This window comes from Pseudoalteromonas piscicida (assembly GCF_000238315.3).
Lineage (GTDB): Bacteria > Pseudomonadota > Gammaproteobacteria > Enterobacterales > Alteromonadaceae > Pseudoalteromonas > Pseudoalteromonas piscicida.
The window spans coordinates 2,458,622-2,481,893 of record NZ_CP011924.1 but is presented as its reverse complement, the minus strand read 5'-3'; the positions used below and the strand labels follow the sequence as shown (position 1 = coordinate 2,481,893).

23 protein-coding genes and 1 pseudogene are annotated in these 23,272 nt (G+C 41.7%); 13 read left to right on the top strand and 11 right to left on the bottom strand.

Features of this window, described 5'->3' with window-relative positions:
• Nucleotides 1-144 precede the first annotated feature (144 nt).
• The gene (gene folE2 / locus PPIS_RS11440) at nt 145-1,065 is read right to left on the bottom strand and encodes a GTP cyclohydrolase FolE2 (protein WP_010379414.1); all 921 of its coding nucleotides are present in this window, start codon (nt 1,063-1,065) and stop codon (nt 145-147) included.
• 321 nt (nt 1,066-1,386) lie between these two features.
• On the opposite strand from folE2, the gene arcB reads away from it, so the two are divergent.
• Entirely contained in the window at nt 1,387-3,705 is a 2,319-nt protein-coding gene (arcB, locus tag PPIS_RS11435; RefSeq protein WP_010379412.1) for an aerobic respiration two-component sensor histidine kinase ArcB, read from the top strand.
• 9 nt (nt 3,706-3,714) lie between these two features.
• Here the strand turns inward: arcB and arcA are convergent, their stop codons facing one another.
• From arcA to trmB, 5 genes are all read right to left on the bottom strand, one after another.
• A complete protein-coding gene (arcA, locus tag PPIS_RS11430; protein ID WP_010379411.1) occupies nt 3,715-4,434 on the bottom strand; it encodes a two-component system response regulator ArcA in 720 nt (239 codons plus the stop codon).
• 107 nt (nt 4,435-4,541) lie between these two features.
• A complete protein-coding gene (locus PPIS_RS11425) occupies nt 4,542-5,063 on the bottom strand; it encodes a YfiR family protein (RefSeq protein WP_010379409.1) in 522 nt (173 codons plus the stop codon).
• Nucleotides 5,060-6,682: a sensor histidine kinase gene (locus tag PPIS_RS11420; RefSeq protein WP_010379408.1), complete on the bottom strand. Its 1,623-nt coding sequence runs from the start codon at nt 6,680-6,682 to the stop codon at nt 5,060-5,062. The genes PPIS_RS11425 and PPIS_RS11420 overlap by 4 nt, the downstream gene beginning before the upstream one ends.
• Before the next feature lie 164 nt (nt 6,683-6,846).
• Entirely contained in the window at nt 6,847-7,875 is a 1,029-nt protein-coding gene (locus tag PPIS_RS11415) for a methyltransferase (RefSeq protein ID WP_010379406.1), read from the bottom strand.
• A gap of 80 nt (nt 7,876-7,955) precedes the next feature.
• Entirely contained in the window at nt 7,956-8,681 is a 726-nt protein-coding gene (trmB, locus tag PPIS_RS11410) for a tRNA (guanosine(46)-N7)-methyltransferase TrmB (protein ID WP_010379403.1), read from the bottom strand.
• Nucleotides 8,682-8,825: 144 nt separating this feature from the next.
• Between trmB and mutY the strand changes: the two are divergent.
• A pseudogene (mutY, locus tag PPIS_RS11405) lies at nt 8,826-9,886 on the top strand (A/G-specific adenine glycosylase).
• A gap of 65 nt (nt 9,887-9,951) precedes the next feature.
• The gene (locus PPIS_RS11400; RefSeq protein WP_010379401.1) at nt 9,952-10,224 is read left to right on the top strand and encodes an oxidative damage protection protein; all 273 of its coding nucleotides are present in this window, start codon (nt 9,952-9,954) and stop codon (nt 10,222-10,224) included.
• A 194-nt stretch (nt 10,225-10,418) separates the two neighbouring features.
• Here the strand turns inward: PPIS_RS11400 and PPIS_RS11395 are convergent, their stop codons facing one another.
• Nucleotides 10,419-11,765: an IS1182 family transposase gene (locus PPIS_RS11395; RefSeq protein ID WP_096040876.1), complete on the bottom strand. Its 1,347-nt coding sequence runs from the start codon at nt 11,763-11,765 to the stop codon at nt 10,419-10,421.
• Between the two features lie 124 nt (nt 11,766-11,889).
• The gene (gene ispB / locus PPIS_RS11390; RefSeq protein WP_010374573.1) at nt 11,890-12,861 is read right to left on the bottom strand and encodes an octaprenyl diphosphate synthase; all 972 of its coding nucleotides are present in this window, start codon (nt 12,859-12,861) and stop codon (nt 11,890-11,892) included.
• 417 nt (nt 12,862-13,278) lie between these two features.
• Here ispB and rplU point away from each other — a divergent pair, with 417 nt between their 5' ends.
• From rplU to glsB, 9 genes are all read left to right on the top strand, one after another.
• Nucleotides 13,279-13,590 carry a 50S ribosomal protein L21 gene (gene rplU / locus PPIS_RS11385; RefSeq protein ID WP_010374575.1) on the top strand — a complete coding sequence of 104 codons (312 nt, stop codon included), beginning with the start codon at nt 13,279-13,281 and terminating at the stop codon, nt 13,588-13,590.
• A 19-nt stretch (nt 13,591-13,609) separates the two neighbouring features.
• Nucleotides 13,610-13,867 (top strand): 50S ribosomal protein L27, encoded by a 258-nt coding sequence (gene rpmA, locus PPIS_RS11380; RefSeq protein WP_010374578.1) that lies wholly within the window; start codon nt 13,610-13,612, stop codon nt 13,865-13,867.
• 169 nt (nt 13,868-14,036) lie between these two features.
• A complete protein-coding gene (cgtA, locus tag PPIS_RS11375) occupies nt 14,037-15,194 on the top strand; it encodes an Obg family GTPase CgtA (RefSeq protein WP_010374580.1) in 1,158 nt (385 codons plus the stop codon).
• A gap of 378 nt (nt 15,195-15,572) precedes the next feature.
• The gene (gene folA / locus PPIS_RS11370; protein WP_026345589.1) at nt 15,573-16,064 is read left to right on the top strand and encodes a type 3 dihydrofolate reductase; all 492 of its coding nucleotides are present in this window, start codon (nt 15,573-15,575) and stop codon (nt 16,062-16,064) included.
• A 79-nt stretch (nt 16,065-16,143) separates the two neighbouring features.
• Complete coding sequence (locus tag PPIS_RS11365; protein ID WP_010374584.1) at nt 16,144-16,515, top strand: DUF3718 domain-containing protein; 372 nt, start codon at nt 16,144-16,146, stop codon at nt 16,513-16,515.
• Between the two features lie 175 nt (nt 16,516-16,690).
• Nucleotides 16,691-17,182: a type 3 dihydrofolate reductase gene (gene folA, locus PPIS_RS11360; protein ID WP_026345589.1), complete on the top strand. Its 492-nt coding sequence runs from the start codon at nt 16,691-16,693 to the stop codon at nt 17,180-17,182.
• Between the two features lie 79 nt (nt 17,183-17,261).
• The gene (locus tag PPIS_RS11355) at nt 17,262-17,633 is read left to right on the top strand and encodes a DUF3718 domain-containing protein (RefSeq protein WP_010374584.1); all 372 of its coding nucleotides are present in this window, start codon (nt 17,262-17,264) and stop codon (nt 17,631-17,633) included.
• Between the two features lie 221 nt (nt 17,634-17,854).
• Entirely contained in the window at nt 17,855-18,211 is a 357-nt protein-coding gene (gene hpf, locus PPIS_RS11350; protein ID WP_010374586.1) for a ribosome hibernation-promoting factor, HPF/YfiA family, read from the top strand.
• 86 nt (nt 18,212-18,297) lie between these two features.
• A complete protein-coding gene (glsB, locus tag PPIS_RS11345; protein WP_010374588.1) occupies nt 18,298-19,215 on the top strand; it encodes a glutaminase B in 918 nt (305 codons plus the stop codon).
• 83 nt (nt 19,216-19,298) lie between these two features.
• Here the strand turns inward: glsB and PPIS_RS11340 are convergent, their stop codons facing one another.
• A complete protein-coding gene (locus PPIS_RS11340) occupies nt 19,299-20,603 on the bottom strand; it encodes an inosine/guanosine kinase (RefSeq protein ID WP_010374590.1) in 1,305 nt (434 codons plus the stop codon).
• A 259-nt stretch (nt 20,604-20,862) separates the two neighbouring features.
• Here PPIS_RS11340 and tadA point away from each other — a divergent pair, with 259 nt between their 5' ends.
• Nucleotides 20,863-21,363, top strand: coding sequence for a tRNA adenosine(34) deaminase TadA (gene tadA / locus PPIS_RS11335; protein ID WP_010374591.1), 501 nt, complete (start codon nt 20,863-20,865; stop codon nt 21,361-21,363).
• Here tadA and PPIS_RS11330 read toward each other — a convergent pair.
• Nucleotides 21,360-21,542 carry a hypothetical protein gene (locus PPIS_RS11330; protein WP_010374594.1) on the bottom strand — a complete coding sequence of 61 codons (183 nt, stop codon included), beginning with the start codon at nt 21,540-21,542 and terminating at the stop codon, nt 21,360-21,362. The genes tadA and PPIS_RS11330 overlap by 4 nt on opposite strands.
• Before the next feature lie 129 nt (nt 21,543-21,671).
• Complete coding sequence (gene mltF, locus PPIS_RS11325) at nt 21,672-23,102, bottom strand: membrane-bound lytic murein transglycosylase MltF (protein WP_010374596.1); 1,431 nt, start codon at nt 23,100-23,102, stop codon at nt 21,672-21,674.
• Nucleotides 23,103-23,272: the final 170 nt, after the last annotated feature.

Below are 23,272 nucleotides of genomic sequence, written 5' to 3'. Positions count from 1 at the left end.
GTAATCAGAGCTATCTAGCTCTGATTAATAATAGTAGTAAACGGAGCGGACCTAATACCAATTGCATTAATTCTCCAGCCAATTTGAAGGGGGAGATGCCATATTAGTGCCGTCAAAAATAGCTCTGTTAATTAATTGGTATAATTAAACGCTGTAGCCGTCTTCAACCCCTTTCACAGCATAGGCTACTGCGTCATGAGCATGAAGAGATTCGTAATGGTTTATCTTCACATAGAAATCTAAATAAGTTTGCTGGTTTAGCAATGCTTTTAACTTCCTAGCTGCATCTTCACAAAACATTAGGTTTTGGCCATTTAGGCGCGCAAACTCTTGCTCATCTTCTCGTTTTACGGCGGCTTGAACGGGAGTTTTCAACTCGTTTTCAACCAACTCGATCAGATCTAAAATTTCAAACTCAGCACTATTATCTGTAAGCTTAACTTTTACATTTGCAATCGAGCGCTGAGAATGGGGTGTTGCAACGATCCCTTCTGTGCTACCTAGCCAGTTATGCACACTATGGAAATCTAATTGTTTACCATCGAAAGCTTGTTGGAAAGCGTTTTGGATCAGTTGACGAGACAGTGCTGCCGAACAGGGGCAAGTCGATGAGTAAGCAACGTCAAGCGCCAGTTCTAGCTTGTAAATACCGTTTATCAGCGTCGCATCAAGGGTAATTGGGTATGATTTCCATCCCATTTTTTTACTTAAAAGCGAAGGGCGTCTGATAGGCAATTCAAACTGCAGGGTTACTTTTGCACCTGTACTTAAGTCGCTATGCGTACTTAAAAAGTTATCTAACAACTGCTTTAGAGTTTTTGGTGTAAGTACTTGCTCACAAGAAAGCGTGTCAAGAGCAAGAAAGAGGCGTGACATGTGAATGCCTTTTGCGTCTTCTTTTTGCAAATTAACAAAAGCATCGGCTTTGGCTGTAACAGTAACTTGATTTAGGCCTTTGCTTTCTAATACTAAAGGCAACTCTATGTTACCCATGCCTACCCAGTCTAAAGTTCCTGTTTGTAACGCACTAGCACTGTGTGCAATGTCTGGCATGTTATTTTGCATCGACGCTCTCTTTTCTCACGACTTAAAAAACGGGCATATTACACGAAATCAGATTAAGTTGGGATGGTGAGCTTAAATCTATCCGCACTAAATTAGATGATTTGTGCATTTAGTGATACAGAGTCTCATGTCCGTTATCTATCGTTCTGCTTAGTGTGTATGAAAATGAGTGAATGATCTGACCTCGCAATTTCTATACTCGCTTATTACTAGGGCTTTTGTATAATATTTACTTTGAGGGCTTGAAAAGCAATTCAGTCAGGCTCAAGCGGTAGAATATAAACTTGCCTGACAAGTGTTTAATAATGGTGAAGTAATAATATGACAGAAAATTCGTTTGGCTCATGGGCTCGAATTTTATCAAACTTGGTAGAAAAATACGGTAACAAGCGGGCGTTTGCCATCGCTTATGCTTTTACGCTCTTCGTTGCAGTTATTCTATCTTGCATGTTTTACTATGTTGCATTAGGTGTAGTTGAAATTGTTGATATATCGGCACTCTTTTTCTTAACCGCTGTTATTGCGCCCGCTCTCATCATGATGTCCGTCGCAGCAATGCGAGAGGTACACTCATCTAAGGCCTATTTGGAGTCGGCAACACAACAAGAAAAGATGCTGAATCAAACACTAAAAGACAATATTAATCGTTTAAATAGTGAGATTGACGAGCGTAAAATTGCTTTGCATGCTAAACACCGTGCGATAGATGAATTAAGAAAAGAAATTGCAGAACGTAAAAAGACCCAACAAGAACTTGCGCAGCAAGGTATGTTACTGCGAAGCATTGTTGATTCATCTCCTGATCTGTTCTATTACCGCGATGAAAACGGTGTATTCGCAGGCTGTAACAAGATGTTCGAATTAGTGATGGGCAAAAGCAGTGAAGAACTAATTGGTAAATCAGTCGAACAAATATATTCAGAGCAATATCTTCCAAAAGTACTTGAAACAGATAGCCAGGTATCAGAAACACAGCAACCATTAACACTTGACGTAGAGTATCCTGTTGAAGGCGAACCTCGTTGGTTTGAAATGCGCAAGCTGCCATTTATCAATGATAAAGGTGAATATATAGGCTTGTTGGCCTTTGGCCGTGATATTACTAGTCGTAAAGAAGCCGAGCAGGCGTTAGAAACTGCGTATAAGGATAAAGGTAAGTTTATTGCTACGCTAAGTCATGAATTAAGAACCCCGCTCAATGGTATTGTGGGTCTGACGCGCATGATGTTAGACACCGATCTGACTGCGCAACAAAAAAGCTGGTGTAATACCGTGTTTTCAAGCGCGGAGACGCTTGGCAATATTTTTAACGACATCATTGATTTAGATAAAATTGATAGGGAGCAGCTAGATATAGCAACGGACAGTATCAATGTCTCTGATTTTATAAACGATGTAGTCAACTTTGCAGGTCTAATTGCCGACCAGAAGGGCTTAGAATTTACTATTAATCGTTCTGGAATCTTAGACGTTTATGCGTTACTCGATCCGACACGTCTACGTCAGGTACTCTGGAATCTAATTAATAATGCAGTGAAGTTTACCCACAAGGGGAATGTTACGCTGGAATGCCGCCGCGAGAATCGAGATGATGGACCATGGCTGACAATTAGCGTTATAGATACAGGTATGGGAATATCTGAAGATCAGCTTGAGCGGATCTTTGAGATGTATTACAAGGCTCCTGATGCGTCGGGCAGCAATGCGATTGGCTCGGGCATTGGCCTTGCGGTTACTAAAGCCCTAGTTCAGGCTATGAAAGGAACGATAGCGGTTACTAGCCAAGAAGGTAAGGGGAGTCGTTTTGATGTTGAGATCCCGTTACAGCTATGTAATGCACCGAAAGAACAAAGTTACGCTGGTAGAAGCTTGTACATTTTACTTGTTGAGGATGTGCCGTTAAACGCTGAAATTGCAACAAATCTATTAGAACAGCGAGGGCATGAAGTTATTTGGGCTGAAACTGGCGAGGACGCTCTCTCGTTTGTTGAAACTGAGGATGACCTAGATCTCATTCTTTTGGATATGCAGTTACCAGATATCAATGGTGATGTTGTCGCGCGCCAAATAAGAGAAGACAGCCACTTTGATCACTTACCAATTGTTGCCTTAACTGCAAACGTCAGAAGCGCCAAGCAAGAGCTTGAGGGGATTAATGTCCAGGGAGCTTTGGCCAAACCAATAAATACTACTAAGCTCGACAAAATGCTCGCTGAGTTATTTGGAATTGAGGCACAGAAAAACAAACAAAGTATCGATATTCGAGAAGCGTTATCACAACCTGAGTACTCCGATTTAGATATAGAGACCATTTGCGACTTTGTTGAGTCTATGGGGGCTGCTGCATTTCAAAGAAGCTGTGACCTATTTACTAAGCTCAGTCCTAAGTACTGTCAAGAGCTCAGAGAAGCTGTTGCACAAAATGATATCGAGGAATATGGTGCGGTTGCACATAAAGTTAAAGGTGCTGCTGGTTCGGTAGGGTTGCAACTTGCACAATTACAAGCAAAGAAAATGGAATTAGAATCAGAAGGGAAAGAGGAAGAGACGCTATTGAATTGGGTTTCTGAGTTAGAGGCAAAAATAGAAGAAGGGCAAGAAGCCCTTCATCCATTAATTGCAAAACTCGCTGAAGATTAGTAAAAACGATTATTGAGCGTCGAGTTTACCAATGAAACGGTAACCTTCACCGTGAATTGTACTAATTAATTCAGGCGTATTGTTATCAGTTTCGAAATGCTTACGAATACGACGAATAGTAACGTCAACAGTACGGTCATTTGCACGAAGTTCACGACCAGTCATGTGCTTGATAAGCTGCTCACGGCTAAAGATGCGGCCAGGCGAATCTAGCATTAGACGAAGTGCACGATATTCACCTTTTGGTAGACGCTTCGAGTCACCTGTTGGAGATGTTAAACAGCGACTGTTTTCATCTAACTCCCAACCATTAAAAGTAATAACGCCGTTGCTATCAATTGTTGACTCTTCTGCAGACGTGCCAGTACGAGAGATTAGGTTGCGAGCACGAATTGTTAGTTCACGCGGGTTAAATGGTTTTGTGATGTAATCATCAGCACCAATCTCAAGACCAAGAATGCGGTCAACATCATTGTCACGACCTGTTAGGAAAATAAGGCCGATGTTTTTCTTCTGGCGTAATTCACGCGCCAAAATTAAACCATTTTTACCAGGAAGGTTGATATCCATGATTACAAGGTTTACATCATCATTTGATGTCAACTTGTCATGCATGTCATCGCCATCAATGGCTTCGATTACTTTGTAACCTTCCGCTTCAAATAAACTAACGAGGTTCAGTCGAGTTACGTCTTCATCCTCTACAATTAGAATGACTGGCGTTTGCATTATTAATTAACCTTTTCGGAATATATAATTTACAATGTGTCCGGACTTATATAATAAATCCGAATATTTACGATTATAGGAGCTTATCCAATTGTTAACAAGTAAAATCAGTTGGGATGAAACTTGGATACGGCAAGCAGCCTTGAGCGCACGATGAAGTACTGTTTTTCTAGTGCTTGCTTATTTATATACAGTCGAATTTTGCTCCCTTCTTGGACCAAAGAAGCAATCCCGCCTCTTTCTAAAAACTCAATACTTTCGCCCACGGTCAACATGTTTGACTCTATTGTATCGGTCCAAGCGGACAGTATATCATTTTCGCTAGTTTCATCAATGTATGTGATATCGCAAGCGCTGGAAAGTTCCCTATAGCTCCACGTTTTTTTTGCTTCTACGAGCTCAATGGGTTTACCTCGCACATTTAGCTTTGTTGCACTTTTTAGTTCAGCAGCTGGCCCTGATTCAAGTGAGTAGAAGCAAAATTGAATACTGGTTTTTGTGTTTTCGTCGGGAAACTCGACGAATTTTGCCATCTGATAGAGAAAAGCAGAACGAACCTGATCTGGTGATTTTGCAGTTGTATTTAAGGAGACAAATAAAAGCAAAATAACTAGATTAATCAACCTCATTTTAGATTACCCGACAGAGGAAGAGTTATAATAAATTTAGCACCTTGGCTAAATTCTTCATCTAAAGTGATCGAGCCTCCAAGTGCTTGGGTTACCAAGTTATAAACCAAATGCATACCTAGGCCGCTTCCGCCCTCACCTCTACGAGTTGTGATAAACGGATCGAAGATGCGCTTTTTAATTGCTTTGGGTACACCCATTCCGTTGTCGGCATACTCAATAGCAAGTTGCCCCATTGATGGTTTCACAGTAATTGCAATGCTATTGTTTTGTTGATCTTTAAAACCATGGAGTAAGGAATTGGATATAAGCTGCTCTAATACTTGTTGTAATGGTCCCGCTTTACTTTCGATTGCAAGTCCAGAGTCACAGTCAATAGTCACTTCAGGTTGTTTTGTGGAGAGTTCAGCTCGCATAGATGCTACGACTTCAGTAAGCAGGTTTGACAAATCTATTTGTGAATTCACTTCTAGATCCTGGCTTACGGCAAGGCGCTTAAAGCTAGAAACCAGCTCAGCCGCTCGGTTCAGGTTGCGGTAGATGAGATCAAGATTTTCAATTCCATCGTTAACAAAGCGCTCTAACTGCTTGGAGGTCAGAGACTTTGTTTGAAACGCTTCGCGAATATCGGATAATTTGTCTCTTAACAACGTAGAGCCTGTGATACCCAAACCGATAGGGGTATTTACCTCGTGGGCAACACCTGCCACCATTTGCCCCAGCGAAGCCATTTTCTCGTTCTCGATGATTTGGTTCTGGTATTGATGCATACGCTCTAAAGCGTTCAGCAGTTCTTGGTTAGCCTCTCTCAGCGCAATTGTGCGTTGATTCACTTTTTCTTCCAAGCTCTGGTTGAGCTGTTTTATTTCTTGTTTATCCGCTTTATGACGCTCAAGTTGATTTTCGGTGCGAGCTAACATGATATTTAAGTTATTTGCTAATACGTTTAGTTCAGAAATATTGCTGCCAGGCGCTCTTGCACTGTAATTATGATTTTTTGAAACGTCCTGCAATAGTGCTGAGAGTTCTTCAATTGGCGTCGCTATACGCTTTTGGATCCCCCTTGAAACTAGCAATACGAGGAGGAGTACGAATAAGGTGAGCGCGATATCTACCAAGATTTTTTTATTTATATAGTTTGAGAGCCTTTCTAAGCCACCGCGGACATAAACATAACCTTCAATATTCCCCTCATAAATTACAGGTTTAATCAATTCAATGTAGTCTTCTGAGACCTTCGGGGTTTTTAACTCTTCAATTTGATTAACCTTTAGCGGTACTGGTGGTGTTCGACTGGCGTTGTAACTGGTAAAAAATACAGGACTGTTGGTTACGTCATCCATGGCATAGATATGGATGTTTTTGATGATATCCACTTGTTGAAAAGACTTTAGACGTGCATCTTCAGTTTTTCGATCATCGAATAAAATTGTGATCTGAGAATTGAACGCAACGATGTCGGCTATCATCTCTATTTTATTGATGATCAGTTGTTTTTGCTCTTTTACATCAAGGTAAGTGGAAATAGATATGGATAAAGAGAGGCACAGCGCGGTTACAAGCATCACTGCGCTGATCAATACTTTTCTTATGCTTGTTTTGGTTAATTGCTTACTCATTCTTATTCCAGCTGTATGATCAGCCTTAGCTGCGGCTACAGAGCTTTTGAGATCCAATAACTCATTATAATAAAGTAGAGCAAATCTTTGAAAATGAAAAGATAAAAGGTGGGTTTGAGTTAAGGTTTACTTGATATAAGCAAGTAAACCTTAAGGTTAGTAAACTACTGCGCTTTATAGATGGCGAATTTAGTGTTTTTAGTGACAACTTCAAACTGTTCAAACTGAGCTTCTAAAATAGGTGGGTATTTTAAGAAGCTATTTGCTACTAACTGAATATTAGACTTGGTATCCATATGACGCTTAATGTTATGTAGAAATTGCTCAGCGATGTCATAGTCTGTTGAAAGGCCTGTATGAAATGGTGGATTGCTTAAAATAAGGTTAAATTTACCATTCAATTCACTTAAACCATCACTAAGCAACAAAGTTGCACTAAGGTTGTTTAAAGCTAAAGTCTGCTGTGTGGCAAACAGCGCAAGCGCATTGACATCTAAACAGGTGAATTTAAGTGTTGGGCTGTTCAATAAGGCGTAGCAGGCAATAAGCCCAGCACCGCAGCCAAAATCTAACACTTTACCTTTATAGGGAAGGGTGACATTTTCTAGTAATAGTCGAGTACCAGCATCGAGCTTCCCATGATTAAATACACCAGGCAAACTTGCTGCAGTAAACTCGGTCTTGGCGATACGCACTGAAAATGTCTGTACATAATGGCTTACGTCAAAACTTGGGTTGGCAGTAAGCTGATCAAACTCATACAAAATGCAGTGTTTTGCGCTTTCTAATTTATAACAGTGTGCAGCGTGTTCTTTAAGTTGCTTTTCTGCACTTTTCACCCCACTTTTGTTTTCGCCAACAACGAGTAACCTAGTTTCAGCCGTGCTCAAGTGACGAATATTGTCAAACACCATTTGCGCTTCAGGTTTTGACTTAGGGTAATAATAAATAACTAAATCAATATCTTGCAATTGCGGTAGTTGATGATCTACATAGTTCTTAACATCGGCGATTTTATCGGCGTGAAGGTGGTTTGCAAAATCGAAACTAAACACATGAATTGCCGAACTTGGATTGAGCGCTTTTAATTCACGTAGGAAGCCATCGCGCTGATGGTTAATAACCAGAATATTGTTGGCAATAAGCTCTTCTTCATTACGAAGTAGTAATAAACTCGGGTTGGTAAACTGCAACGCTAGCTCCTAGTGAATGTACTCAAATAGATGGGCAATGAAGCAGCCTGATGAGCCGCTCCATTATAAAGAGGGGTTGTTTAGCTAATACGCTCGAACATTAAGTCCCAAACGCCATGTCCTAAACGATGGCCTCGTTGCTCAAACTTAGTAAGCGGTCTAAAGTCTGGGCGAGGAACATAGTCATTGCTTTGCGACTGGTTTTTATAACCAGGTGCTGCACTCATCACTTCAAGCATATGTTCGGCATAGTTTTCCCAGTCAGTTGCCATATGGAACACACCACCGACTTTAAGCTTTTGGCGTATTTTGTCAGCAAATTCAAGTTGTACAATGCGGCGTTTGTGGTGACGCTTTTTATGCCATGGATCTGGAAAGAATAGCTGTAATTTAGCAAGGCTGCCATCAGCGATACAATCCGCTAAGATTTCAACTGCATCATGTTCAAAAACACGTAAGTTAGTGATGCCTTGCTCATCTGCATCCATCAAACAAGCACCTACACCTGGACGGTGTACTTCTATGCCAATAAAGTTTTGTTGTGGGTTATTTTTTGCCATCTCAACGAGAGATTTACCCATACCAAATCCAATCTCAAGAACGACTTCATTGCTGTTACCAAAAACTTCAGTAAAGTCTAGCAAACCTTGTTGGTGTTCCAGTCCCATTGTTGGCCAGCATTTTTCTAGCGATGCTGCTTGGCCTTTTGTAAGACGTCCTTCACGCTTAACAAAGCTACGCACTTTTCTGATGTACTTGCCTTCTTCCTGCGCCTGTTCGAGCGCACTTTTGCTTGATTCGTTCATGGTCATTTCTATGCTCGTGAAAATGGTCGCACATTATCGTCATTCAGTTGGCAATAAACAAGTATAGAGTGAAATTTTACGTGGTGACTATTAAAGCAATTGTGATTACACTGGCGGCTTTTGTAGCAAGTACTAGTCAAGTTTATGAAAGTTAGCCAGCAACAAGCTAAGTGGTTTGGTGAGCAAGTTGTGTCTTGGTATCACCTTCATGGTAGAAAAACACTGCCGTGGCAACTCGGAAAAACACCGTATAAAGTATGGATTTCTGAGGTGATGTTACAGCAGACTCAAGTCACTACAGTTATTCCTTATTTTGAGCGCTTTATGGCGCGCTTCCCAACGGTAATTGCGTTGGCCGATGCACCGGAAGATGAAGTGTTACACCATTGGACTGGGCTTGGTTATTACGCCAGAGCAAGAAATCTTCATAAAGCTGCAAAGGTGATCAGAGATAGCTATAAGGGTGAATTCCCACAAACATTAGAAGCGGTGATGGACTTACCGGGCATTGGTCGCTCTACCGCAGGTGCGATACTCTCTCTTGCGCTTGGTCAGCATCATCCAATACTCGATGGTAATGTTAAGCGAGTACTGGCTAGGTTTTATATGGTTGAGGGCTGGTACGGAGTAAAGAAGGTCGAAAATCAGTTATGGTCTTTGAGTGATGCCGTCACGCCAAGCGGTGATGTAAGAGCGTTTAATCAGGCTATGATGGATTTAGGTTCAGGCGTATGTACCAGAAGTAAGCCCAACTGTGATGTTTGCCCACTTGTTGAGGAATGTTCAGCGTTCAAAAATAATCGGGTTAAAGAGTTTCCGAACCCTAAACCCAAAAAAGAGAAACCAAAAAAGCGTACTCACCACTTAATTATTAAATGTGATGGTAAAGTGCTGATGGAGAAGCGCCCTTCGAGTGGAATATGGGGGGGTTATTCGGCTTTTTTGAGTTTGCAGAGCAAGATGAGTTAGACGCGTTTATTAAACAGCAAGAACTTAAACTTGAATGTACAAATACACTTGAACCCTTTGTGCATATTTTTACGCATTTTGAGTTAACTATTACCCCCGTGGTTGTAGAAGTAAAAAGCATGCCAGATTGTGTGCATGATCAGCAATTGCTGTGGTTCGATACTCATAATCCACCAGAGGTTGGGCTTGCTGCGCCGACTAAAAAGTTGGTTAAAGTATTAACCGCAATAGGGTAAACTGACGCTATCACTGGTGCTGACTCTCATTGAGTGCACGATTAAAATTGAAGAGGTAGATACTCATGGCACGTACGGTATTTTGTCAAAAGTTACAAAAGGAAGCGCCTGGACTGGATTTTCAACTGTATCCAGGAGAAGTTGGTGAACGTATATTTAATAACATCTCTAAAGAAGCTTGGCAGCAATGGCAACACAAGCAAACCATGCTAATTAACGAAAAGCATCTTAATATGATGGATCCTGAGCATAGGCAAATGCTTGAAGAGCAGATGGTCGGCTTTTTGTTTGAAGATAAAGAAGTCGAAATTGAAGGCTACAGGCCACCAGAAAAATAAAGGTCGCATCAGCGACCTCAGATTGATGATAAACCCCGCTTTTTTAAGCGGGGTTTATTTTTCCCAGTTGTTGGAGCAGTTTTCTCTGCCGTAAGTTTCAGCGTTGGTTTTTTGTGTTGGCTAGGCTAATTATTGTGATTTGGTGTGTCCAAGATCGTTTTGAGGGCTTTTAGGGGGAGTTTTCGAGGTTTTTGCTAGTGTGCAGCCATGAGCGCCATTTTCTTCATATTTTGACATGCCGCTGCTAACAAGCACTGCGCGGTCACTTTTGACAGACCTCTATATCTGCAGTAGCGATGTCCATGATGTTGTTTCGCATCAGCGAAGCTTCTTTCCACCGTTTCGGCTCGTCGTCGATAGAGCTTTTTACCCCAGTCGCTCAGCCTAATCGCATTGGCGTTTTCTACGCTCGATTGCCAAACATGCCGCGTTATAACTTTGGTTTGATTTTTACTGGCTGTACATTGATTTCTGACTGGACAGCGTCCACATTTGCTCGGGTCGGAATGATAGTGACGATAGCCTGTTCGGCTTGTTGTTTTGTAGATTAGAGTTTCACCTTGCGGGCACAGGTAAGTATCTGTATCGGCTTGATATTGATACTCACGTTTGGCGAAGTAGCCTTTCTTTTTATTTGGTCTTCGATACCCCAGCACGCCAACTAATTGCCTTTCTTCCAGATTGTGGCATACCGCGGCGGTAAAATAGCCTGCATCTAGCCCAACCGCGATAGGGTTGAGTGCAAAGGTATCGAGCGCTCTGTCGAGTCGACTGATAATAGGTTGTGAGTCATGGACATTGCCTGCGGTGGCGTGTGTATCAACAATAATGCCGTGTTTACCATCCACAATTCGATGGTCTAGATAGAAGAACCCTTTTGGCTTTTCATCCCGTACCATAAACCCGCTATCTGGGTCGGTGCGGCTGACTTTGGTTGGTTTTGTGCAAGTTGTTTCTTCCTTACACTTCAGGGGCTTTTTTCCTTCATCCTCCCGGTCTTGCAGTACTGCTTCGTTCAATTGCTCTACATACACTGAAGGACTGACTTTTAAGTCTTCTATGTCATAGCGCTTTTTATTGGCATTGGCTTTGAGGTGTGTACTGTCAGCAAATAAGCTATAGCCACCTATGAGTTTTTGTTTCATCGCTTGGCGGACAATGTTATCGAAGATGGATTGATAAATATTGCTGTCTTTAAAGCGCTTTATGCGGTTTTGGCTTAGCGTCGAGTGGTGGATGACATCTTCAGTTAGTCCCATACCTAAAAACCAACGATATGCGACATTGACTTGGATTTCCTTAATCAAGCGACGCTCGCTTTGAATGCCAAACAGGTATCCAAGAAATAAAATCTTGAACATTCGCACTGGGTCAACCGCTGGGCGACCATTGTTTTTACAGTAGAGATGGGCGACTTCATCGCGGATGAATTCGAAATCAATCGCAAGGTCAATCAGGCGAACTAAATGGTCTTTTGGAACCAATTGGTCGATAGCGACCATTTCTAGTTCATATTGCTGAGGGGTTTTGTCTTTAAGCATGGTGAACTCCCTAAACTCACTACGCTTATTAGATCAAAGGGCTAGATCTGTGTCCAGCCCTTTTTCAACAGTCTGAGGTCGCATCAGCGACCTTTTTATAGCTCATAAACTGGCTAGGGGACGATTAATACTCTCTATCCACTGAAAGTTTAGCAAGTCCTATCAGTGCTTCTTTGTGCACTGAGTCAGGTAAAATGCTCAATTGTGCAATCGCTTTTTGGGCTTCTTCTTGGGCTTTAGCCATCGTGAAGTCAAGTGCTTTGGTCTCGGCTAGTGTTGCTAAAATATCTTCAAGATAATCAAGTCCATTACCACTTTCTATTGCAGTTCTGATCTGAGCTGTTTGCTGAGCATTTGCATGCTGCATTGCATAAATAAGCGGAAGCGTAGGTTTACCCTCGGCGAGATCATCGCCAATATTCTTGCCCAGCAATTCTGCGTTAGCACTGTAGTCAAGAATATCGTCTACAAGTTGGAAGGCTGTGCCTAAATGCATACCGTAAAGCTTAAGTGCAGTTTTAATTTCGTCTGATTGCTCTAACACTACAGCGGGTAGTAAAGTTGCAGCTTCAAAAAGCTTTGCCGTTTTGCTGTAGATAACCTGCATATAACTCTTTTCAGTTGTATCTGGGTCATTACAGTTCATTAGCTGTAACACTTCGCCCTCAGCGATAATATTGGTTGCATCCGCTAGGATCTGCATGACTTCCATATTGCCAAGACCAACCATCAACTGGAATGAACGAGTGTAGATAAAGTCACCGACTAATACGCTTGCGGCATTTCCAAATTCAGCATTTGCAGTCGGTTCTCCACGGCGCAGTAATGACTCATCAACCACGTCATCGTGGAGTAAGGTTGCTGTGTGAATAAACTCTACAATTGTCGCTAGTGTGATGTGTTTATCACCTTCGTAACCTAATGCTCGTGCAGCCAAAAGGGCTAACATTGGGCGGATGCGTTTTCCTCCGCTATTTACAATGTATAAACCTAGCTGTTTTACAAGTGCAACATCAGATTGCATTTGTTGATGTATAAGTTGGTTGACGTCAAGCATATCTTGCTCAACCAAATTTTGGATAGTTTTTATATCCATTGCGCTCCGAGCCAATCTATTAACCGAAAATGAATAAACTCGGCGATTGTACTACAAAAAAATCATCGACTCGATAAATTGTCGTAGTTGCTTATAAAAAAACGTTTTTATGCTTACTTTTTGTGCTTTTAATGGTCGCGTAATGGGTGAAATAGGTACAGTGAAATCTCATTTGGCACTGTATTAGGTAAACTATAGATTCGCCTTTTGTCTGATGAATTGAGAGAAAAAAGAGCTTGGCTTTGACATTTTTTTGACTAGAATAGGGGAAAATATTTGATTGCCCTCATACGAGCTAAATTTTATTCACTTTCTTCAAATTTGCTCTTGCGCCAAGATACGCATTAGCGTAAACTTCGCGCCCTATTGAAGAATATTAAGTTGCGTCGATTTGAGGGCGCACAGACGGAGTTAATTATGTACGCGGTTTTCCAAAGTGGTGGTAAACAGCACCGTGTGACTGAAGGTCAAACAATTCGTTTAGAAAAGCTAAACGTTGAAACTGGTGCAGCAGTTGAATTTGATTCAGTACTTCTAATTGCTGATGGTGAAAAGATCGAGATCGGTGCACCGTTTGTTAACGGTGGTAAAATTACAGCTGAAGTTGTATCTCACGGTCGTGGCGAGAAGATTAAGATTGTTAAGTTTAGACGTCGTAAGCATTCTCGTAAGCAGATGGGCCACCGTCAGTGGTTCACTGAAGTTAAAATCACTGGCATTAGCGCTTAATTTTTAGAGGTACAGAAAGATGGCACATAAGAAGGCAGCTGGTAGTACTCGTAACGGTCGCGATTCAGAAAGTAAACGCTTAGGTGTTAAACGTTTTGGTGGCGAATCAGTTCTAGCGGGTAGCATCATCGTTCGTCAACGTGGTACTAAGTTCCACGCTGGTTCTAACGCAGGTATCGGTAAAGACCACACAATCTTCGCAAAAGCAGACGGTAAAGTTGTTTTTGAGCAGAAAGGTCCTTTAAACCGTAAATACGTTAGCATCGTTGCTGAGTAATCGGTATTAAATACTAAAAAACCCCGCTTAGGCGGGGTTTTTTGTTTTCAGCACATCAATTACCAAATTAGCTATATCAAGGCGTATTAATACAATTGGTATTAGGAGCGATTTGTCGCTGCTGCTATAATGGTGTAGTGAATTCAGACAGAGTTAAAGAGTTTAAACCATGAAGTTTGTCGATGAAGTAGAGATTAGAGCGGAAGCCGGAGATGGGGGCAGTGGTGTCGTTTCATTCCGCCGCGAAAAGTTTGTGCCAGATGGTGGCCCAGACGGTGGTGATGGTGGCGATGGCGGTAGTGTATTCCTGCAGGCTGATGAAAATTTAAATACGCTTATCGACTATCAGTTTGAACGCTTTCACAGGGCTGAGCGTGGTACCAACGGTCAAGGCCGTAATTGTACCGGTAAAAAGGGTCAGGACTTAGTACTTAAGGTACCAGTTGGTACAAGAGTTACAGATGTCGATACTGAAGAGTGTTTAGGTGATTTGACCAAAAATGGACAAAAGCTGATCGTGGCGAAAGGTGGGTATCATGGCCTTGGTAATACGCGTTTTAAGTCAAGTACTAATCGCGCACCAAGACAGAAAACGCTGGGTACTCAAGGTGAAGTTCGTAACCTTCGCTTAGAATTAATGCTGCTTGCAGACGTCGGTTTGTTAGGTCTGCCAAATGCTGGTAAATCTACGTTTATCCGCAGTGTATCTGCTGCTAAACCAAAAGTCGCTGACTATCCATTTACCACGCTAGTGCCCAATTTAGGTGTTGTAAGACCTGAAGCGAGCAAGTCATTTGTAATTGCTGATATCCCAGGCCTAATTGAAGGTGCAGCTGACGGTGCAGGCCTTGGTATTCGTTTCTTAAAGCACTTAGAGCGCTGTCGAGTGTTATTGCACATTATTGATGTGATGCCGGTTGACGGTAGTGATCCTGTTGAGAATGGCTTCGCTATTATTAACGAACTGCATCAATACAGCCCTAAATTAGCGGAAAAGCCTCGTTGGTTAGTGCTAAATAAAGTGGATTTATTGCTTGAAGAAGAAAGAGAAGAAGTATGCGCTCGTATTGCTGAAGAGCTAGACGCAGAAAACTTTTATATGATCTCTGCTGCAAACAAGTTAAATACGCAACCTTTGTGCTTTGATATCATGAACCTTCTTGAAAGCATGCCAAAAGATAAATTCGAAGAAGAGCAGCAAGAAGAAGTTGAATTTAAGTGGGACACATACCACAGACATGCAACTAAAAATGATAAGAGCGACGATGATGACTGGGATGATTGGGATGACGACGACTACGATGTTGAAGTTATTTACGAGCGTTAAGTTACATTGAATTTATTCTAAGAGGCCCATATATGGGCCTTTTTTATGTCTATTTAAGCGGTATATTACTTCAACTCAGTATTCTCGCCGCAATTGTGTTGAAGATGATATACTAATCAACCTGAACTCGGGATAACAACTTGTTCTCTAGCAGCTGTTATCCCTTACTACTGCGTTAAATTTGCTTGCAATAGGCCAGCTATTGACGCACAAATTTGCCTTGTATTAAGAAATAACTTCTGGCTAGAGTGATACTACGCTTTTGAGCTTAGTGATTTTAGTGGATTAACTTACTTCTTATCCCGAGTCAGGTTAACCAAACATCTTACATGCTAATTGTGTGTATAAACTAATACTAAAATACTATAAAGGTGCGTTGTGGTAATTTCAATGATAGCTGCGATGGCAAATAACCGTGTTATCGGAAAAGATAACGATATGCCGTGGCACTTACCTGCAGATCTTCAACATTTCAAAAAGGTTACGCTAGGTAAACCTGTGATTATGGGCCGAAAGACATTTGAGTCTATTGGTAGGCCTCTTCCTGGTCGTAGAAACATAGTGATATCCAGAAATCTTGACTATACTCAAGAAGGTATTGAAGTCCTCGCTTCACCTGAAGCCGCACTTAGTGCTGTTAGGGGTTGTGACGAAATTATGATAATTGGCGGTGGTCATATATATGACATATTTCTGCCTTATGCTCAGCGGCTCTATTTGACCTTCATCGATTTAGAAGTTGAAGGAGATACTCAATTTCCGGACTACGAGCAAGTTGCTGAATGGGAAGTGCTTGAAACTGAGTGTAACGAACCTGATGAAAGAAATAACCATAGTTATAAATTCGTAACTCTGAACAAAAAACTATGAGTTTCTTGCTAACAATTGTTTAGGTTGCTAAAATATAGCCAGTTATATGCTACGAATAAAGTATTAAAGGGTCTGTGTAATGAAATTAACTACCGTGCTACTGTCAGCTTCTATCGCTGTTGCAGCTTTTTCTTTCAGCAAACCAGTAAGTGCAAACGATCAGTTGGCGCTTTCTATATGTGAATATATCGCAGCGGACGATAAAAATCGCATTCGTAACGCTTTGAAAACATCACGCCTTAAAATGCGTAATGTTTACGATGCAATCCAGTGTAACGGTAACAACTTACTTAGACATGCAATTGCTAGCAACGCTGTCGATTCGGGCGAGTACATTATTAAAAGTATTCCAAAAAGCGCGTTAGAAGATGGTAAAGATTTAGCGTGGGCTGAGTCAAACCACGGTGGTTCAGCATTGATTGCTGTCATCAAAGAGCGTGCAGGCCTTTAATTGTAAAGTTTACGCAATTGTATTAAGAAATAACTTCTGGCTAGAGTGATACTACGCTTTTGAGCTTAGTGATTTTAGTGGATTAACTTACTTCTTATCCCGAGTCAGGTTAACCAAACATCTTACATGCTAATTGTGTGTATAAACTAATACTAAAATACTATAAAGGTGCGTTGTGGTAATTTCAATGATAGCTGCGATGGCAAATAACCGTGTTATCGGAAAAGATAACGATATGCCGTGGCACTTACCTGCAGATCTTCAACATTTCAAAAAGGTTACGCTAGGTAAACCTGTGATTATGGGCCGAAAGACATTTGAGTCTATTGGTAGGCCTCTTCCTGGTCGTAGAAACATAGTGATATCCAGAAATCTTGACTATACTCAAGAAGGTATTGAAGTCCTCGCTTCACCTGAAGCCGCACTTAGTGCTGTTAGGGGTTGTGACGAAATTATGATAATTGGCGGTGGTCATATATATGACATATTTCTGCCTTATGCTCAGCGGCTCTATTTGACCTTCATCGATTTAGAAGTTGAAGGAGATACTCAATTTCCGGACTACGAGCAAGTTGCTGAATGGGAAGTGCTTGAAACTGAGTGTAACGAACCTGATGAAAGAAATAACCATAGTTATAAATTCGTAACTCTGAACAAAAAACTATGAGTTTCTTGCTAACAATTGTTTAGGTTGCTAAAATATAGCCAGTTATATGCTACGAATAAAGTATTAAAGGGTCTGTGTAATGAAATTAACTACCGTGCTACTGTCAGCTTCTATCGCTGTTGCAGCTTTTTCTTTCAGCAAACCAGTAAGTGCAAACGATCAGTTGGCGCTTTCTATATGTGAATATATCGCAGCGGACGATAAAAATCGCATTCGTAACGCTTTGAAAACATCACGCCTTAAAATGCGTAATGTTTACGATGCAATCCAGTGTAACGGTAACAACTTACTTAGACATGCAATTGCTAGCAACGCTGTCGATTCGGGCGAGTACATTATTAAAAGTATTCCAAAAAGCGCGTTAGAAGATGGTAAAGATTTAGCGTGGGCTGAGTCAAACCACGGTGGTTCAGCATTGATTGCTGTCATCAAAGAGCGTGCAGGCCTTTAATTGTAAAGTTTACGCAATATGAAAAGAGCCCTTTCTAGGGCTTTTTTTATGCCTGAGTTTTCTAACAATCCTAATTAGCGCGTAATTTTTCTACCAATCTATTTTTTGATTAGAATCAGCTTCCTTCCAATTTTTGTAATAAATTTCTGCTAAGGCTCTTGAGAAATCGAGCAATCGTGCCAATACTATTGTTAAGGGTAAACGCAAAAGAAGGATTGCATATGAAGATTAATTTATCTGGCCATCACGTAGATGTAACCGATGCTGTTAAAAACCACGTTCATGAAAAGTTTGCCAAGATCGCTAACCATTTTCCGTCGTTGTTATCCCTAGACATCATCGTCAGCAAAGAACACAAACAATTTTACACGGAGATAAGTACAAACTACGCAGGTAGCCGAATATCAGTAAAAGGTGAAGACGAAGTGATGTATCCTGCTATTGCTAAAGCGTCTAAAAAGCTGGATGCAGCTTTGAAGCACCGAAAAGGTCAGTTAAAAGCCAATAAACATCAAAAGCCGGTGAGTACAACGCCACCTATTGCGCACGAGATTATTCAAGAAATGGAACTGAAATAACCTTAGTTTCAGATAAACATCAGGCCCTACGGGGCCTTTTTTGATACACTTCTCCAATCACCCTAGCTAGCCTTAATTACGAGCATATGCCAAATTACCAAGAAATTTTAGAGCAGGCTGCACAGCGAGTTCAACCGTTGTTACGCCAAGGCAAAGTTGCTAACTATATTCCCGCTTTAGCTGAGCAGCCGTTAGAACAATTTTCTGTTTCACTTCACACGGTAGATGGCGAAACATTTAGTGCTGGAGATACTGAAGCCAGATTTACAATTCAATCAGTATCTAAAGTAATGACATTGACGCTAGCATTGCAGCGCTATGGTGACGAGCTTTGGAGTCGGGTAGGGAAAGAGCCTTCGGGTACTGCTTTTAATTCCTTAACTCAGCTTGAGTTCGAAAATGGCATTCCAAGAAATCCCTTTATAAATGCAGGTGCCATTGTAACTTGTGATGCGCTGTACTCTCGTTTATCTGCTCCAATTCATACCATGCTAGAAAGCTATAGAGCGATGTCTGGTAATGATAAGCTGTGTATTAATAAGGTTGTGGCGCAGTCTGAGTATGATCACAGGTATAGAAATGCAGCGATGGCTTATTTGATGAAGTCATTTGGCAATTTTAATAATGAAGTCGAGGATGTGTTGTGGTCATATTTCAATTTTTGTGCAATAGAAATGAATACCACTGAGTTGGCGAAGTCATTTTCCTATCTGTCTAGTCAGGGTTACTGCAACTTATCAAAACAGCGGATACTAACCAAAAAACAAACCAAGCAAATGAACTCGCTGTTGTTTACGAGTGGTCTTTACGATGCAGCAGGTGACTTCGGTTATCGAGTAGGAATGCCTGGCAAGTCGGGTGTCGGGGGGGCAATAATCGCTATTGTGCCGAATCGTTTTACAATTTCGGTATGGTCGCCAGGGCTTGATAAAGTAGGTAACTCTTTGGCTGGGATCGCGGCATTAGAATACCTATCCAACGAACTTGGTACTGCTATTTTTTGATGCCAAGCTATATACACACTAGATGATATAAAAATAGCGACCGTAGTCGCTATTTTTACCAATCCTAAACAAGCTAAGAACCGTTATTGTTCCCAGTATGATTGCTCTAGTGAGTCTTCACGCTCAGGTAAGCCTCGAGATAGCCTTGGTGAATGCTGAACGAGTACCTCATAGCTTGCACGATTTGCATATTTGCTTATCTGTGCCAAAGATGAATAGGTAATTGCACTTTGTTCATGTTTTGCTGAGTTTGGTACATTCAGTTTATGGTATTCATTAGCACAAATATCATGCAGAACAGCGGCAAGGGCACAGTCACCGGCACCATTTGTGTTCTTGATGATGTCTGGTCCACCCATATAAGGAGCGGTATGGCTGTATGCTCTGATCGGCTGTTCACACTGGGCTTTTTTCATTGCGCGTGAGAATTCGTAGCGATTAAATTCAGGAATAGCGCCAGGCAGCAACGGGTATTCAGTCACACGCTTGCAGCTGTCATCAACATAACCCGCCATAAACAGCCCTTTAGGGCCAGCGGTACAAATGACCAAATCAACCCAGTCCAGTGCTTTATCTGCGGCAAGAAGTGGATCGCTAAAGCCTGTGATCGCCTCACCTTCTTCTTCGTTCATCGCAAGGATATCAACATGTTTAGCAACGAAGTCAGCCCACCATTTGGGGTCTTGTTCAATTAAGAACTTAGTGCCAAGCGTCAATACTACGGGTATGCCAGCATTATTGGCATACTCAACCGCCTGCATCGTTGCTTGTGTCATGGTTTCGTCGCCACTCGTGCGCATCAAATAAGCGCTGATCACTAACGCCGATGATTCTTCGATAAGCGTTTGGCAAATAGACTCAGGACGTAGGTGATTCATTAATCCTGCGCTGATAGCAAAAGTTCGCTCACCACTGTCATCGATAAGTGTAAAACAACGACCGATGGGGCCATCAACTGGCTGCAAGTAGTCTAGATCAACTCGGCTTGAGGTGTTACATAAAAATTTGTAGGCGTAGCTGCCAATCTTTATGTTTTCACTCATCACTCCAAGTAGTACTGAGCGGTCATCTGCTAGCACTGAATAGTTGTGCATGGTGTTACCTATGGTACCGCCGGCAAATTCATAGTCGATCATGTCATCACGTTTTAGCCTATCATAAAGGGCGTTGGTGACATCATTGTCTATCACTTGTGACATACCACGCTGTAAGTGGAATTCATCAAGAAAAGCTTGATCCACTTTCGCTTCGATATCAACGACGATTTGATCTATACCACAGATATAGCTCCTTTTTAGCCGATCATCAGCGTGTAACTGGTTAATAAGCGGATCTTTATCTTCCACCGGAAAATAGTGTTTATGCCTACGGCGTCCCGGAAATTTCATATTCTACCCGTGTGTTTTTGAGCTTACGAAATAAAAAAAGCGGCGAATTATAGCGTAAATCCAACCCTGTGAGCCACGGCAAAATTGCGAAAATTATCAATAATGTCCGCAAAATATTAAAAAGATGTTGGTAACATCCTGAGTTTGCTTATAAAAGCAGCTGTTATGGTGACTATGATTATTTAAGAATAGCAGCTTAACCAGAGCTCTGCTGGAGGTGATATACTCCATTTTAGGTGAGGACGACAATAAAATTATCATGTCAGAAGTAAAAGATGATCAATATTGGATGAGAATGGCGTTAGCATTTGCTGACAAAGCTGAAGCCGAAAACGAAATTCCAGTCGGTGCTGTTGTAGTGAAAGATGGTGAAATGATAGCTGCGGGTTGGAACCGTTCAATTACCTGTCATGATCCTTCGGCTCACGCTGAAATGATGGCTATTAGAGAAGCTGGCAAAGTCGTTGAAAATTATCGGCTGATTGATTGCACTTTATATGTGACGCTTGAGCCATGTCCTATGTGTGCCGGTTTACTGGTTCATAGCCGCTTGAGCCGAGTGGTGTTTGGTGCCTCTGATGCAAAAACGGGTGCGGCTGGTTCGATAATGAACTTGTTACAGCACGAAAAGCTGAACCACCAACTAGAAGTTACATCGGGCGTATTGGGTGAAGTATGTGGCGAAAAGCTGTCTGCATTTTTTAAGCGCAGACGCCAAGAGATTAAAGCAGCAAAAAAGTTGAAAAACGGTAGTACTTAAGGCTGTACTACCGCTGTGGCTGTTTTTGCGTCCCTTTGCTCTTCCATTTGAATTAGCGCAAAAATACGATGGCGCAAGAGCATTTTACGGTGTGCATTTTTCATCATTACACGACGGCGATTTGGCGACGTGTATTTGGTGTTACGTTTAAATTGATGATTCCGACGTCTTCTCAACATAGAACCTCCGAATGTGAGAGATTAGGTGGGGGTAATGCCCCCAAATATTAATTTAGTATAAATACGCTATGCCTATGACAGATTTATGACCTTTTGAAGCATTTATCAAGCCAGTTTAGTAAATATAAATTACTGTTGCTTCTCGACTTCACTGGCTTTGTCCGAATTATCAACCGGAGTCGTTTGCGAAGAGGCTTTACTGCTATCAGGTAGGAGTGCACCGTTGTCTTCCAACCACACAAGTGCATCATAATAGCGGCGAATATTATCTACATACGTTACCGCAACATCACCACGAGCATATCCATATCTTGTATTTCGATAGTAGCGCTTTTTAGTAAGTAGCGGTAGTCGTTTTTTAACATCTGCCCAGTTATTCGGATCGCCACCTTGATCCGCAGTAATGTTGCGTGCATCTCGTACATGGCCCCAGCCTACATTGTAAGAAGCAAGGGCAAGCCAAGTACTATCGGGTTGCTGTATTTCTTCAGGCATACGGTCAAATAAAATACGTAGATATTTGGCACCACCTTCAATATTTTGTTGGGCATTGAGGCGGTTTGTCACGCCAACTTTTTTAGCTGTGGGTTGCGTTAGCATCATAATGCCACGAACCCCAGTTGGAGATTTAGCTCTGGGATCCCACATCGATTCTTGATAGCTGACTGCAGCCAGCAAACGCCAATCGATATTGTGCTGTTTCGAATAACTTTTAAACCACTTGAGATAGGTTGGTAAGGTACTATGTACGGCTTCGACAAAGGCTAAGGTGTTTACATAGTTAAACTCTTCGATATGACCAAAATACTTCTCTTCGAGCGTGGCCAAAAAGTTGTTTTGTTGTACTCGAGCGAAAAATGCAGGCAGCAACGCATATAACGAGTCGTCTTTTTCGTTACGCATCATCCACGCCACATGTTCATCTTTTGTAACTGAAAACGCAATACTGACGGTCGGGTGGTAGCGTCTAAATAGGGCCAGTGAATGTGAGTCTGTAATGGTGTAGTCAATCTCTCCATCAATGATGGCCTGAAGCAGTTCTTCCTCACCTTTATCTGAGACAACCTCCCAACTCAAATGAGGATGGCTTGTTTTAGCCTCTTCAAGCGCGATAACATGATTGCTGTGTGCAAGTACGGTAATTGGCGCTTTAATATCATCAAAGTCTCTTGGCCACTCTCTCCCTTGTTTGTACACGAGCTTTTGACTGATCATTCTATACGTTGGGCCAAAACGATATTGCGCTGTTCTTGATGGGTGGAAGCTCACCGCGGAGGCGACGATATCTAAGTCCCCAGCATCTAGCCTTGCAAATAACTCATCTAAGTTAAAGTAAGGAACGATGTGTAATTCAACACCAAGCTCATTGGCAAATTCACTCGCCAGTTCATATTCGAACCCTTGTTCTCCAGTGGTGCCTTGGTAGTAGTTTCCCGGACCCGCGAGCGTGCCAACACGTAATACCTTATTTTGTTTTACATGTTGCAACTGATTAAGAGGGGCTTTGTCGCACCCAATTAAACAGATGACAACAAAGCACATAAAGACGTATTTAAACATGACCTAGGTTCTCTTTTGCGCTCGAAATCCCAACTTACCGCAGCAAAATCATAATTGCAAAAGCCGAATTAACTTAAGGTAATGATAGATTTGCATGATATTTTCTAGTTTTGACAAATTAGTGTTAATTCCGCGCGCTATTTCCACTATAATGAGCGCCCAAAGATATC

Coding starts and splice junctions, on each gene's coding strand:
- folE2 (WP_010379414.1), bottom strand. CDS start 1,065: ATGCAAAATAACATGCCAGACATTGCACACAGTGCTAGTGCGTTACAA.
- arcB (WP_010379412.1), top strand. CDS start 1,387: ATGACAGAAAATTCGTTTGGCTCATGGGCTCGAATTTTATCAAACTTG.
- arcA (WP_010379411.1), bottom strand. CDS start 4,434: ATGCAAACGCCAGTCATTCTAATTGTAGAGGATGAAGACGTAACTCGA.
- PPIS_RS11425 (WP_010379409.1), bottom strand. CDS start 5,063: ATGAGGTTGATTAATCTAGTTATTTTGCTTTTATTTGTCTCCTTAAAT.
- PPIS_RS11420 (WP_010379408.1), bottom strand. CDS start 6,682: ATGAGTAAGCAATTAACCAAAACAAGCATAAGAAAAGTATTGATCAGC.
- trmB (WP_010379403.1), bottom strand. CDS start 8,681: ATGAACGAATCAAGCAAAAGTGCGCTCGAACAGGCGCAGGAAGAAGGC.
- PPIS_RS11400 (WP_010379401.1), top strand. CDS start 9,952: ATGGCACGTACGGTATTTTGTCAAAAGTTACAAAAGGAAGCGCCTGGA.
- PPIS_RS11395 (WP_096040876.1), bottom strand. CDS start 11,765: ATGCTTAAAGACAAAACCCCTCAGCAATATGAACTAGAAATGGTCGCT.
- ispB (WP_010374573.1), bottom strand. CDS start 12,861: ATGGATATAAAAACTATCCAAAATTTGGTTGAGCAAGATATGCTTGAC.
- rplU (WP_010374575.1), top strand. CDS start 13,279: ATGTACGCGGTTTTCCAAAGTGGTGGTAAACAGCACCGTGTGACTGAA.
- rpmA (WP_010374578.1), top strand. CDS start 13,610: ATGGCACATAAGAAGGCAGCTGGTAGTACTCGTAACGGTCGCGATTCA.
- cgtA (WP_010374580.1), top strand. CDS start 14,037: ATGAAGTTTGTCGATGAAGTAGAGATTAGAGCGGAAGCCGGAGATGGG.
- PPIS_RS11365 (WP_010374584.1), top strand. CDS start 16,144: ATGAAATTAACTACCGTGCTACTGTCAGCTTCTATCGCTGTTGCAGCT.
- PPIS_RS11355 (WP_010374584.1), top strand. CDS start 17,262: ATGAAATTAACTACCGTGCTACTGTCAGCTTCTATCGCTGTTGCAGCT.
- hpf (WP_010374586.1), top strand. CDS start 17,855: ATGAAGATTAATTTATCTGGCCATCACGTAGATGTAACCGATGCTGTT.
- glsB (WP_010374588.1), top strand. CDS start 18,298: ATGCCAAATTACCAAGAAATTTTAGAGCAGGCTGCACAGCGAGTTCAA.
- PPIS_RS11340 (WP_010374590.1), bottom strand. CDS start 20,603: ATGAAATTTCCGGGACGCCGTAGGCATAAACACTATTTTCCGGTGGAA.
- tadA (WP_010374591.1), top strand. CDS start 20,863: ATGTCAGAAGTAAAAGATGATCAATATTGGATGAGAATGGCGTTAGCA.
- PPIS_RS11330 (WP_010374594.1), bottom strand. CDS start 21,542: ATGTTGAGAAGACGTCGGAATCATCAATTTAAACGTAACACCAAATAC.
- mltF (WP_010374596.1), bottom strand. CDS start 23,102: ATGTTTAAATACGTCTTTATGTGCTTTGTTGTCATCTGTTTAATTGGG.